Source organism: Streptomyces yamdrokensis, assembly GCF_053890455.1.
This window is the reverse complement of sequence record NZ_JBSSMB010000003.1, coordinates 1-13,125: the sequence shown is the minus strand read 5'-3', so window position 1 is coordinate 13,125 and position 13,125 is coordinate 1. Positions and strand designations below refer to the sequence as shown.

General features: G+C 70.6%; 9 protein-coding genes and 2 pseudogenes. 5 read left to right on the top strand and 6 right to left on the bottom strand.

The annotated features are described in order from the left end of the window. Window positions 1-3: 3 nt before the first annotated feature. From ACWZEH_RS34655 to ACWZEH_RS34640, 4 genes are all read right to left on the bottom strand, one after another. On the bottom strand, window positions 4-675 hold the full coding sequence (locus ACWZEH_RS34655) for a DUF4097 family beta strand repeat-containing protein (protein ID WP_456200342.1): 672 nt from the start codon (window positions 673-675) through the stop codon (window positions 4-6). Window positions 676-1,437: 762 nt separating this feature from the next. After that, entirely contained in the window at window positions 1,438-3,705 is a 2,268-nt protein-coding gene (locus ACWZEH_RS34650; RefSeq protein WP_456200301.1) for an MMPL family transporter, read from the bottom strand. A 236-nt stretch (window positions 3,706-3,941) separates the two neighbouring features. Further along, on the bottom strand, window positions 3,942-4,445 hold the full coding sequence (locus tag ACWZEH_RS34645) for a GtrA family protein (RefSeq protein WP_456200299.1): 504 nt from the start codon (window positions 4,443-4,445) through the stop codon (window positions 3,942-3,944). Between the two features lie 27 nt (window positions 4,446-4,472). Next, window positions 4,473-5,165, bottom strand: coding sequence for a DUF4097 family beta strand repeat-containing protein (locus ACWZEH_RS34640; RefSeq protein WP_456200297.1), 693 nt, complete (start codon window positions 5,163-5,165; stop codon window positions 4,473-4,475). Between the two features lie 234 nt (window positions 5,166-5,399). Here ACWZEH_RS34640 and ACWZEH_RS34635 point away from each other — a divergent pair, with 234 nt between their 5' ends. The 4 genes and pseudogenes from ACWZEH_RS34635 to ACWZEH_RS34620 all read left to right on the top strand — a co-directional run bounded on the left by ACWZEH_RS34635 (window position 5,400) and on the right by ACWZEH_RS34620 (window position 8,733). After that, window positions 5,400-6,149 carry a GbsR/MarR family transcriptional regulator gene (locus tag ACWZEH_RS34635; RefSeq protein WP_456200295.1) on the top strand — a complete coding sequence of 250 codons (750 nt, stop codon included), beginning with the start codon at window positions 5,400-5,402 and terminating at the stop codon, window positions 6,147-6,149. Window positions 6,150-6,739: 590 nt separating this feature from the next. Beyond that, window positions 6,740-7,489 (top strand): annotated as a pseudogene (locus ACWZEH_RS34630) (IS6 family transposase). Between the two features lie 219 nt (window positions 7,490-7,708). Then, on the top strand, window positions 7,709-8,086 hold the full coding sequence (locus ACWZEH_RS34625; protein WP_456200291.1) for a hypothetical protein: 378 nt from the start codon (window positions 7,709-7,711) through the stop codon (window positions 8,084-8,086). A gap of 266 nt (window positions 8,087-8,352) precedes the next feature. Then, window positions 8,353-8,733: a hypothetical protein gene (locus ACWZEH_RS34620; RefSeq protein WP_456200292.1), complete on the top strand. Its 381-nt coding sequence runs from the start codon at window positions 8,353-8,355 to the stop codon at window positions 8,731-8,733. Window positions 8,734-8,789: 56 nt separating this feature from the next. Here the strand turns inward: ACWZEH_RS34620 and ACWZEH_RS34615 are convergent. Beyond that, window positions 8,790-9,177, bottom strand: a pseudogene (locus tag ACWZEH_RS34615) (ATP-grasp domain-containing protein); the annotation flags it as partial. A 1-nt stretch (window position 9,178) separates the two neighbouring features. Further along, window positions 9,179-11,701, bottom strand: a complete 2,523-nt coding sequence (locus ACWZEH_RS34610; protein ID WP_456200293.1) for a helicase associated domain-containing protein — start codon at window positions 11,699-11,701, stop codon at window positions 9,179-9,181. 295 nt (window positions 11,702-11,996) lie between these two features. Between ACWZEH_RS34610 and ACWZEH_RS34605 the strand changes: the two genes are divergently transcribed. Continuing rightward, complete coding sequence (locus tag ACWZEH_RS34605; protein ID WP_456200294.1) at window positions 11,997-12,179, top strand: hypothetical protein; 183 nt, start codon at window positions 11,997-11,999, stop codon at window positions 12,177-12,179. Window positions 12,180-13,125: the final 946 nt, after the last annotated feature.

Here is a 13,125-nt window from a genome sequence, read left to right as displayed (position 1 = left end):
CTTCTACAGGCTGCGGGCGGCGATGTCGCCGTGGGCGGTGGTGGCGTGGATGGTGAGAGCGGCGTCGGGTCCGTCGGTGTTGGTGAGGGTGTTCTCGATACGGCCGTAGGAAGTGCCGGCGTCGAGGGTGGCGGAGGTGCCGCGGGCGGCGCCGACGGTGATGTCGCCGTGCTCGGTGCGCAGGGTGACGGTGCCGCGTACGGCTTCGGTGACGCGGAGGTCGCCCTTCTGGGTGCTGATCTCGGCGGAGCCGCCCAGGCGGTGGACGGTGACGTCGCCGGCGGCGAGGGTGAGGCGGGCGCCTTCGGTCTCGTCGAGCTCGACGGTGGCCTGGGCGCTGTCGAGGGAGACGCGGCCGAGCCGTCCGGTGCTGTGGAGCTGGGCGTCGGCCGTCTTCGCCTCGACGCGGGAGCCGGTGGGCAGGTGGACGGTCACGTCGAGGGTGCCGGAGGCGCCGAGGGCCTGGTTCTTGCCGGTGGGGGCCTCGATGCGCAGGGTGCCGTCGGCGCAGGTGACCGTGGTCTGTTCGGCGGCCTTCACGTCGCGGCTCTTGGAGGCGTCGGCGGGCAGGACCTCGACGGTGGTGTCGGTCCGGTCGGCGGCGACGAACCGGATGCGTCCCGCGGGTATGTCGAGGACGGCCGCGACGGGGGCGGGGGTGTCGAACTTCTGCATCGTGCACTCCTTCTTCTGCATCGTGCGCTCCTGCGTCCCGATGTTTCTGATAATGGAAACGCTACGTTGCATTCATAGAACTAGCAACATGGTTGTTGCTTGAAGTCGCCATAAATGCAGGTAGATTCGATAAATCATTGCAATGAGATTGGACTTAATGCAACGGGATCCACCTTATCCGTTGCAATGGATAGAGGGTGAACGCTATACCGGGGACACTCGGAGCGCGCCGGGAACCGCGATGCCGGCAGGAGGACCCACCCGGCGGGAACCGGACCGGGCGGGTGAGGGCGTCGAGCCGGAGCAGAGCGTCGGCGTGTGCGGCGGCCGGGGCGGGCGGGTGAAGTCCGGCGCACCGGGCGGCGATCCGGCCGGGGCGGGCGGCGTGCGGCAGGGCGAGGACCACGCGCGGCAGGTGCCGCCCCGGGGCGAGGGCGCCGGACGGCCGGGCGGTGGGGGGATCGGCGTACCGGTGGGGGACGGTGCCGCGCGGCGCGGGCCCTTCGCGCCGCGACGGCTGCGGGACGCGACCGGTGCCGGAAGTCGGGGTCGCCATGGGATCAGTGAACCGGAGGCCCGTGGCCGGGACCATCGACCTCGGCTGGACCTCGACCAGCTCTCAAGCGGTCTTGCAGGCTCCGGCGTTCGCGGTGCCCCTGCGTCCGCGGCGCTCCGGTGTCCCCCGGGCCCGTACACGGACGGCGGCCCGGTGCGACCTGGACAAGGTCGCACCGGGCCGCGGCAGTTCAGACCGGGCACGCCTCAGTGCACGAGGTCCCGCTCGTGATCCGGCGTGCTCCGCGGCGCGGGCGACGGCGGACCGGCCGACAGCCGCCGCCGCAACCGCTCGCCCTCGACGTCCACGTTGGGCAGCAGCCGGCCGAGCCACTTCGGCAGCCACCAGGCGGCGTCGCCGAGCAGCGAGTGCACGGCCGGCACGATCGCCATCCGGACCACGAAGGCGTCGAACAGGACGGCCGAGGCGAGGCCGAAGCCCATCATCGCGACCAGGTCCTCGTCCTCCACGACGAAGCCCGAGAAGACGCTGATCATGATGACCGCGGCGGCGGCGACCACCCGGCCACTGTGGTGGAAGCCCGAGACGACGGCCTCCTTGGCCCGGACACCGTGGACGTACGCCTCACGCATCCGCGTGACCAGGAAGACCTCGTAGTCCATGGCGAGGCCGAAGACCACGCCGATCATGAAGATCGGCATCGTCGTCATGATCGGGCCGGTCTGCTCGATGCCGAAGAAGTCGGCGGCCCACCCCCACTGGAACACCGCGACCAGCGCGCCCAGTGCCGCGCCGACCGAGAGCAGGAAGCCGAGCGCGGCCTTCAGCGGGACCAGGACCGAGCGGAACACCAGGAGGAGCAGCAGGAAGGCCAGGCCGACCACCAGGGCCAGGTAGGGCAGCAGCGCGTCGGACAGGGTCTGCGAGAAGTCGATGAACAGAGCGGTCTGGCCGGTCACCAGGATCTCGGTGGCGCCCGCGGACGCCCCGAGCGAAGTAGCCCTCGCACGGATGTCCTTGACGAGCTGTTCGGTCCTGGCGTCGGTCGGGCCGGTCTCCGGGACGACACTGAGGATGGCGGTGTCGCCCGCCTCGTTGGCGCTGGCACCGGAGACCGAGGCGACGCCCGGGGTCTTCTTCAGCGCCGCGCCGACCTTGTCGCCGGCGGCGGCCGCGTCCTGGCTTTCGACGGTCACCGTCAGCGGTCCGTTGAAGCCGGGGCCGAAGGAGTCGGACAGCAGGTCGTACGCCTTGCGCTGGGTGGTGTCGGTCGCCATCGTGCCCTCGCCGGGAAGGCCGAGCTCCAGCTTGGTGGCGGGCAGGGCGAGCGCGCCGAGGCCGGCCACCGCGACGACGAGCACGACGACCGGGCGGCGCACCACGAAGGACGCCCAGCGGGTGGACAGGTTCGGCCTGGTCCGCGCGGCCAGCTTCGCGGCCTTCTTCTCGGACCTGCGCAGCTTGCGCGCCGACAGCGGCTTCCTGGCCTGGACGAGCCGCCGGTCCGCCACCCGCAGCACCCGGCGCGGCGCGAAGCCGAGCAGGGCGGGCACGAAGGTGACCGCGATCAGTACGGCGACGGCGACCGTACCCGCCGCGGCGAGGCCCATCTTGGTGAGGATCGGGATGTCGACGACCGCGAGGCCGGCCAGCGCGATGATGACCGTGAGCCCGGCGAAGACGACGGCGGAACCGGCCGTGCCGGTCGCGACGCCCGCCGCCTCCTGAGGGGCGCGGCCCTCGGCGATCTCGGCCCGGTAGCGGGAGACGACGAACAGGGCGTAGTCGATGCCGACCGCGAGGCCGATCATCATCGCCAGCGTCCCGGTCGTGGCGGACAGCCCGAGGGCGCTGCCGAGCGCGGCGATGGCGGAGGTGCCGACGGCGACGCCGATCAGTGCCGTGAGCAGCGGCATGCCGGCGGCGATCAGCGAGCCGAAGGTGAGGAACAGGACGACGGCGGAGATCAGCACGCCGATCTGCTCGCCGGTGCCGGACATGGTCTGCTCGACCATGACCGCGTCCCCGCCCGCCTCGACGGTCAGACCGCCCTCGCGGGCCCGGTCGGTGGCCGCGGTGAGCGCCTCACGGGCCTCGTCGGTGAGGTCGGGCGCGGCGACCTCGTAGGTCACCACGGCGTAGGCGGTACGACCGTCCTCGCTGATCGAGCCGGCCGTGAACGGGTCGGCGACGCCCGCCACCTGGGGGGCCTTGCCGAGTTCGCCGACGAGCGCGCCGATCGCCGCCTTCTCGGCGTCGATGCTCCCGCCCTCGGGCACGCGGACCACCACACGGGCGGTGGCGCCGTCGGTGCCGGCGGCCGGGAACTTCTCCTCGAGCAGGTCGAACGCCTTCTGCGACTCGGTGCCCGGCATCGAGAACCGGTCGGTGGGCGGTGCGGGCGCGGCCGCGGCCGCGGCACCGACGCCGCAGACGATCAGCACCCACAGCAGGGTGACGAGGCCGCGTCGCCGGAAGGCGAAGCGGCCGAGTGCGTACAGGAAGGTAGCCACAGGAAACCGCACTTCCATTGGATGAGGGGGTGGTGAGCGGGGTGACGAGGAACGAACGGGTACGGCCGGCCGTACGGGCATGACGGCCGGGCGGACGGCTTCGTCACACGGACACGTTGACCCAGCCGGGGGCCGCGCGGCCGGATCCTCCGGAGGAGAAGGACTGATCCTCGAGCGGACGTCGAGCGGACGTACCGGTTTCAGCCGTCCGCCGCAGGGGACTTCGCGGTACGCGCCTACGCCGCCGCGAGGGCGGGGGAGGCCGCGGTCCCCTGCCGCGTCGACGGCCGTGCGACCCTGGCGGGGCGGCCGGCGAAGACGTACAGGCGCAGGACGAGGAAGCGGCCCGCGCCGGCGAGGCCCGAGGCGCCGAGGTAGGCGAGTTGCTCGGTCAGCGGGCCCGCGGAGGGGCGCACCAGATGCAGGGCGTGCACGGCGACGCCGGTGGCGAGGAAGGCGACGGCCGCCGAACCCGCGGACTGCCAGTGCTCCCGCCACCCGGCGCCGCGCCCCTTGGCGAAGGTGAAGCGGGCGTGCAGCTCGGTGCACAGCAGGGTGGAGACGATGGTGACGATCGCGTTCGAGACCGCCCAGGGCATCGTCACAGCCAACAGCGGTACCGCGAAGCTCGAGAGCACACCGACACCGCCACCGGAGATCACGAACCGTACGAGGGAGGCGACCGGCCCGGGGCCGGCCGAAGCCGCCACCTCGCACCTCTTTTCGAGCAGCGGCTTCATGACGGTGTCCTTTCGGCGGCGGGGCTTCTACAGGCTGCGGGCGGCGATGTCGCCGTAGGCGGTGGTGGCGTGGATGGTGAGAGCGGCGTCGGGTCCGTCGGTGTTGGTGAGGGTGTTCTCGATACGGCCGTAGGAAGTGCCGGCGTCGAGGGTGGCGGAGGTGCCGCGGGCGGCGCCGACGGTGATGTCGCCGTGCTCGGTGCGCAGGGTGACGGTGCCGCGTACGGCTTCGGTGACGCGGAGGTCGCCCTTTTGGGTGCTGATCTCGGCGGGGCCGCCCAGGCGGTGGACGGTGACGTCGCCGGCGGCGAGGGTGAGGCGGGCGTTCGCGGTCTCGTCGAGCTTGACCGTGCCCTGCGCGGCCTCGAACGCGACCTCGCCGAGCCGTCCGACGCCCCTCAGTTCGGCGCTGGCGGCCTTCGCCTCGACGCGGGAGCCGGTGGGCAGCTGGATGGTCACTTCGATGACTCCGGAAGGACCCAGGAGCCGGTTCTTGGCCGGCGGGGCCTCGACGCGCAGGACACCGTCGGTGTAGGCGACCGTGGTCTGTTCGGCGGCCTTCACGTCGCGGCTCTTGGAGGCGTCGGCGGGCAGGACCTCGACGGTGGTGTCGGTCCGGTCGGCGGCGACGAACCGGATGAGTCCCGCGGGGATGTCGAGGACGGCCGCGACGGGGGCGGGGGTGTCGAACCTCTGCGTCGCGCTCTTGTCCAGCTGCATCGTGCGCTCCTTCGCTCAGTTTTCTGATGATGGAAACGCTACGTTGCGTTCATTGATTAGGCAACACCTTCGTCGCATAGATTCAGTATTTATACAGGTCAAAGCCGAGAAAGCGTTGCAATAACTTGAAGGCTAACGCAACTTCCTCAACCCCGTTCGTTGCAATAGATTGGGATTGAACGCTATGGTGGATGCTGATGGCGGGAGACACCACGACGATGTGAGGAGACCACGATGCCGGGAGGCAGGCTCACCCAGCAGGAACGCCAGCAGATCGCGCTGGGACTGGCCGACGGCCTCGCCTACGCGGAGATCGCCAGGCGCCTGGACCGCCCCACCTCGACGATCACGCGCGAGGTGATGCGCAACGGCGGCCCCACCTCCTATCGCGCCGACCTGGCCCACCGTGCCACCGAACACCGCGCCCACCGCCGCCGGCAGACCGCGCCCCGCAACCCCAGGACGCCGGCGCAGCCCCACGGGCGCGACGCCGAGGCGGTGCGCGAGTACGAGGAGGTGTTCACCACCGTCGTCATGGCCTCGGGCATGCCCAAGATGATGGCCCGGGTGCTGGCCTGCCTCTGCCTCACCGACTCGGGCAGCCTCACCGCGTCCGACCTCGCCCAGCGCCTCCAGGTCAGCCCGGCGTCCGTCTCCAAGGCGATCGCGTTCCTCGAGAGCCAGGGCTTCGTCCGCCGCGAACGCGACGAACGCCGCCGCGAGCGCTACGTCGTCGACGACGACGTCTGGTACCGGTCGATGATGGCCAGCGCCCGGTCCATCGCCCAGGTCGTCGAGACCGCACGGCAGGGCGTCGGCGTCCTCGGCTCCCACACCCCGGCCGGCGCCCGCCTGGAGAACATCGCCCGCTTCCTGGACTTCGTCTCCGAGAGCACCGCCCGCGCCGCGGAACAGGCCCGCGACGTCCTCTACACCAAACCCGAACACCTCACGCCCGAGACGGCCTCGGACGGCGCCGCCTGAACCACGTCCCACACGTTCCCACCCCTCACCAGCGGCTCCTACGGCACCTGCGCGGTCACAGGCACGCCTGCCGCCTGACGATCGGCGCCTGACGATCGACGACCCGACGCAGCTACGCGCGCGTTCGCGATGCGCACGCTAGCGACGCACACGATCGCTGGGCACCGTCCCAGGGGCCACCGGAGGCTCAACGGAGACCCGCTGAAGCCTCGCTGGAAGCCCGTCGCACAACCCCGGGAGACCCGCCCGCCGCCCCGGTGCTCCCCGGAGGCGGCCCGGGAGCGGCGGAGCGGCTCAACCGGCCCACGATTCCGGCGACTTACCCTGCGGGCACGGCGCGCACCGACGTACACGACCGGGGACCGGTGCGCCGATGCCACCCACTCCCGGACGAGGGAAATCGACCACCGTGTCTCGTGGACCAGGGCTGCCCGCGGGCGACACAGCCCCCGTCGAGAAGACCACCGGGCCGACGGAGTCGACCGTGCCGATCCAGCCGACGACACCGACGGCGTCGCCTGCAGCTATCGCCGCGCCGTGCGCTGGGCCGTTCTGAGGGCTTTGTCACGTTGGCTGACCGGCCTGGGATGATGTTGGAGTTGGTTGTGCCGGGGAGGGGGTCGTTCGTGTCGTCCGCGTCGCTGTCGTGCAAGGGGCACCGGTACCCGGTCGAGGTCATCGCGCACTGCGTGTGGCTTTACTTCCGGTTCCCGCTCAGCTTCCGTGAGGTCGAGGAGCTCGAGCGCGGCGTGCTCGTCTCGCATGAGACGGTCCGGCGCCGGTGCGCGAAGTTCGGGCAGACCTACGCGAACGGCCTGCGCCGCTGACGGCCCTGGCCGGGCGGCAAGTGGCACCTGGACGAGGTCTTCGTGAGGATCGACGCTGAGTTGAAGTACCTGTGGCGGGCCGTGGACGCCGACGGCACCGTCCTTGGCATCCTCGTGCAGAACCGGCGGGCCAAGGCCGCGGCCCGGCGCTTTTTCCGCAAGCTCCTGAAGACGACCCGCACGGTGCCCCGGGTGATCGTCACCGACAAGTTCCGCTCCTACGGCGCCGGCCACCGCGAGGTCATGCCCTTGGTCGCCCACCGCTCGCACAAGGGCCTGAACAGCCGGGCCGAGAACAGCCACCAGCCCACCCGGCAGCGCGAACGCGCCATGAAAGGCTTCCGCGGCGTCGGCGGAGCCCAGTGGTTCCCGGCCCCGTTCAGCGGCATCTCCCCCCACTTCCGGCCCCGCCGCCACCTGATGACCGCCCCCGGCTACCGAGCCGGGATGACCGTCCGCTTCGCCATCCGGGAGCAGACCACCGGCGCCGCCGGCCAGCCCGCCGCGGTCTGAGCACCGGCCCGGATCCCGGCCCCCACCACGCCCCGACGCGCCGCCAGAGACCCACGCACCCAATAAGACAGCGCCCACTCGGGGGCTCAGACCGGTCAGCACCGCGCCGAGGTTCCGGCTGACCACGGCGGAACCCACCCGCTCGGTCTCCTTGCCCAGCAGGGCGTCCGCCCGCGCCCACAGCGGCTCCAGGCGCCGCCAGGCGGCGTCGGCCACCTCGTGATACGCGGCGAGGAAACGCGCGGGGTCGTCCAGCACCCGCTGCCGGCTTTGGGGTACCGCGTCACCGAACTGCCCGCTCACCTCGGCCGCGAGGTCGTCCGGGTCGACCTCCCGCAGCTGGGACAGCACGGTCTCCATACGGGTGGCGCGCACGTCGCCGGTCAGCGCCAGTACGTCGGGCAGCCAGCTGTGTCCGGGCCCGAACAGGGGGCGGACAGCGTCGGCCGAGGCGGGCAGGGCGGATTCGACGGTGCTCCGCCACCGCCCCGGCACCCCGTGCCGCACACCTCCCAGCACCTCGTGCAGTACGGGGAAGAGGGTGGCGCCGGGGGTCCGGGCCACCTCCACGTGCACCTCGTCCAGCGGCCCCAGTAAGAGACGACTGCCGGTCAACAGGATCCCCCGTCGTGAAGGTGAAGCGTCGTTCGTGCTCCGACCAGCACAACACCGACCAGCACAACACCGTCCGGCCGGACGCCGTTCCCCGGACGTCGGCTTTTGGCCACCGCGGCGGACGGCCGCGGCAACGTTTCGAGGATTCCCGAAAAGCTTGCACGGCACCCCACCGCGGGCGACGCTGGCCGCACGAGGGACACCGCCCGGCCCAGGGCCTCCCGGAACCCATCAGGGGGAATCAGAAGATGCACAGGACGAGTTCACGCCCGCTGACCAAGATCATGATCACGGCAGCGGCGGGCGTGATGGCCGCCGCCGGTACGGCGTCTCCGGCCTCCGCGGCGGAAGCCCCGCAGGCCGACCGGACGAACGCGAGCGCCGAGTTCGAGACGGTCACCACCTGGGTCCAGGGCAATGTGCGGATCGGGCCGTCGACGGGCTACCGCATCGCCTACACCGTCGCGGCGAACCAGAACCTCACCGCCGTGTGCTGGCTCGAGGGCGGCACGGTCTCCGCCAACGGCTACACCCACAACAAGTGGGTGTACCTCTCGGACGACAACTACATCTGGGGCGGCCTGCTCAAGGGCAACGAGGTGGGCAACGTCAGCTCCCGCTGCTGGTGACCCACCGGCCGCTCCCGCACCCACCGCGGGAGCGGCCGTCCCCGCTCCGCGGGCCGCTACCCGGCCGCCCGCAGCACCGCCTCCGCCACCCGCGCCACCGACCCGGTGCGCAGCGACAGGAACAGATGCGACCCGACCAGCTCCAGCCCCATCAGCCGCGGCTCCCCGTCCTCCCCGTCCACGAGGTCGACACGCGCGTACAGCGGCTCGCCGAGCCCGTCCGGTACGGCGTCCAAGGCCGCCTGCGCGACCCGGAGTTCGGCGTCGGCGGGCTCCCAGACCTCCAGTCCCGGATGGGCGAGCTTGCGCACGTCGTACGGCGTCCCGGACGCGAGCACGGCACCCTTCCGGCCGGCGTGCACCAGCCGCCCCCCGAAGAACTGCAACGCCCGCCCCCCTCGAGGCGTCGATGCCCGCCATGTACGGCTGCACCATCGCGGTGAACCTATGTCCAGCGCATGCCGATGGCGGAGAGCTGTTCCACGCGTTCCGGGGAAAGGGTGGCGGCCCTGCTGCGCTGGTTCCCGATCCACGCGCCCAGCTTCAGCTCCCGATGCTCCTGACCCTCGTCGACGGCGATCCGCTCGGTGTGCTTCCTCGGTACCCGCAGGTGTCCCTCGCGTTCGTAGAACTGCTTGCCGGCCTCGTAGTTCACGGCCCACTTGTCGGCCTGCGAACGGTGAGGCTCGGGCTTCTCGTCCTCGGCCGCGGGTGTGATGCCGAGGATGTGCTCGCACAGCCATTGCTGCACGCTGGTGAGCTTTTCCCAGCCGAGCCGGACCGAGCGCACCCACCGGCCGAGGTCTTCGCCCTGGTGTACGACGGTGCCCGGCTCCACCGGCAGCACGCCGCCGGTCTCCAGGTGCAACCGGACCAGATGAAAGCACCGCTGCCACTCCACAGGCCAGGCCGGGCACCACGACGGGTCGATCTCCTCGAGCTGCTCGCGCCGTTCCTCCGGCAGTGCCCCCGCCGCCGACGTGACGGGCAGGCCCTCGGCCCGCCGCTGCTCGATCTCCTGCGCTTTCCGGGCGGCGGCCCGCTGGTTCTTCAGCCAGATACCCACCCGGTAGCCCTGGAACGTGGCGCCGGTCGGTGCCAGCAGGTGCCCGTGCTTGGCTGCCCACCCGCGGGCGGCGGCGAGTCCTTCTTCCCAGGCGACGTCGTAGTGCGACCAGATCATGCCGAACTTCTCCAGCTGGACGACACGGTCGACGTCCATCTCCCCGCGGGCATAGAAGCGGCGGGCATCGGCGATCCATTGCCCAAGGGGAAACCCGGCGAGCGAGGCCGGCCACCCCTCAGCTTTAGCCTCCTGGTCGTCGCGGCCTGGCACACGGTACGTGAACGGCACGCGCAGGTCGCCGTGCTCGCGGGCGTAGATGACGGCGGCCTCGATGCCGCGCCGCCAGTGTCCGTGCTCGGGGTTGATCACGCGAAGGTTGACGAACGCGGCCAGTTGCGTCGGGTCGCGCGGTGTGGAGAACTTCAGCAGGGCCCAGGCCGGCACTGACAGCCGACGGTCGCTCCGGTCGCTCTCTACCCCCTCGCCTTCCTGGCTCCCGCTACGACTCCGCACGCCTCGGACGCTGCTTCGCGCCTGCTGCTCGGCGAGTGCTTCCACGACACGGGCATCGTGGGCACGGAGAGCTTCCAGCAGCTTGGCCAGTCCGCCGAACGCCCGGGAGGTGAGCATGCTGTCGGCTGTCTCGCCGGGGCCGAGCAGGACGGGCACCACGAGGGAGGCGATCTTGCCCTCGCCGGGTTGAATCCGCAGGGCCCGGCCGACGGCCTGGACAAGGTCGGGCACGGAGCCGCGTACGTCCGCGAAGTACACGGAGTCACAGCGGGATGTATCGACGCCTTCGCCGAGCACGCGAACGGACCCGAGGAACGTCTTCTCCACGACCGTGCCCTCAGCAGTGATTCCCCTGGAGAACTCGCCCAGGACACGGCGCCGGTGACCCGGCTTGTGCTCCCCGCACAACCAGTCGGCCCAGATCGTCTTGGGATACAGCTCCGGCTCGGCGGCATGCAGCCGGCCGGCGACGTGGGGGAGGCCGGCTGCGAACGCCTCGGCCTCCTTCACCTGGTGGTGGAAGACGAGCGTCCTACGCAAGCCCTCCTCCGCCGCGGCCTTCACCAGCGCCGTCTGCAGGGCTGCCAGGCGCGCCCCGCGTACCTCATCCGAGCGGCCCTCCACACCCAGCAGCTGTGCCGCCCGGAGCTGGGTGTCGGTGATGTCCAGGCACACCACCTGGTACGGCGCGCAGATCCCCCGGTCGATCGCCTCGGACAACGTCAACGTGTAGCAGCGCGCCCCGAACGGCCCCTCCGAATCGTCCTCCATCGAGGCCACCAGCTCACCCTGCACGCCTGGCGCAGCCTCGGAGTCGTCGTCGAGCTGCCACAGCCGGGGCGTGGCGGTCATGTACAGACGCCGCAGGGCGGGGATGCGGGTGTTGTCGTGGACGATCGCCCACGGTCTGCCGATCCGGCCCGAAACCCGGTGCGCCTCGTCCACGACGATCAGCGACCACCCCGGAAGACCGGCGGCGTGCGCGCGTTCCAGGGTGCCGAACCCGAGGGAGGCGTACGTGGCGAACACCGTGACTTTGTCGAGCGGCCGTACCCACTCGACCAGCTCGCCCACGTCCGTAGTGTTCGGGAAGGACGCCTCCTCACCCCGCAAGGACGAGACCCCGATCATCGGGCCTGTGCGACCTCCCGCGCGCCACGCGGCTTCCGTCTGGACGAGCAGATCCAGGGAGGGCACGAGGACCAGCACGCGGCCCGCGCGAAGCTCCTCAGCGCTCCGGGTGGCCACCAAAGTCTTGCCCGAGCCGGTCGCCATGACCACCTGAGTGCGCAGCCCCCGCTCCGGCACAGTAGATCTTGCAGGAAATTCGAGCGCCCGAAGTACCGCGTCCACGGCTTCTCGCTGATGAGGACGGAGTTCCTTCACCATCACTTCAGTTCATCCTTTCCTGCAAGCCGGACGACAGCCCTCTCACACCAAGGCACAACCAACTGACCACCTGAAAAGGGACTCCGGCCCCACAGCGTCTACACCGCGGTACCGGCCCCATACTCCGATGCTGGACACAAATGACCACCCTCAAGCGGGCCACAGAACTCACGGTGATGGAACTCTCCGGCTCCAGAGCCTATCCCAAGCACAGAATGAAGCAGACGTGTAGAGAATCAGCACAGACACCAGGGGTACTCCCCGCCTATCACTGTCCACTGTGCAGGAGAGAGACATGACACAGAAGACTGGAAACGACGAGGGCAATCGGTTCTGCAAGGCGTGCGGCACGCCGGCCGAGGACGGCAAACTGTGCAACCACTGCGGCGCCGTCCTGGACCTCCCCGACGGCGCGGGACTGGTCGAGGACCAAGGCGCAGCAGCACGACGCGACTTCGAAGGGCGCACCCGGCAGTAAGAGTGAGAGGCAACCGGAGGACGAACCCGATCAACCCGCTCCGTTGAATAGCATGCACGGGGGTATACGGGCCGGCATGGCATCCAAGACTGATCGCGTCATGTCCTTGCGGGCCGTGCGGCAGCTGCGCCGGGTCCGCGCCTTCTACATGGGAGGCGTCCTGCTGTGGGCGGCATTGACCGCCCGGACGGGCTGGCAGTTGCCCGGAAGCCGGCAGATGTGGGTGTCCGCCCTCCTCCTGGCCGTCTTCAGCGGCCTCCTACTCGCGGCCTCCCTGTGGCTGCAGCGTCTCCAGGCCGCAGGCTCGCGACGTCCTGCGCACCACGCCGCATCACGGAGGGCGACTACACCACGTCACGCGGATGCCTGACCCACCGCCGGCAAGGCAGCACCACCCGCCGACCCGGGTCTCATCGTGTTTCTGCGCCTCGACATCTGGCTGCAAGCCAGTCCCTCCCCAGACCGCCTCTGTGCATCTCTAAAGCCGGTGAGGCCGTCCGTTTTCGGCCCTCTCTCAAAGGCCGAGAGGCAAGGGACGGGCAGAGGGTAGGCGGATAGGTATGGATGGCACACGAATGCGGCAGGACCAGCGGAGCCCACAGGAAGCGCGTGCCCGGGGAACCATGGGGATCTGGCGGTGGGCCAGGTGGGTGGCGCTTGTCCTTGCGGTCAGCTGGTCGGTGAACTGGGTCAGCAGTCTTATCCAGGGCGAGCAGGGGTGGGATCTGTGGTGGCCTCTGGCCAGTACCGTCATCTGGGCAGGACTGACCGCGTACGGCTTTAGAACCTACCGCCGGATCAGGACAACGACCCTGCCGGCCTTCACCGGTCGCCCGTCTGCCTGACCACCTCGGCCGGCCCGCTCCCTGTCTCCTGACGCCTTTCGGTACCTGGACCAAAACCCCCTCGCGGGCCAGGAGCCCGCACAAGCGGACGGGATCCGAGA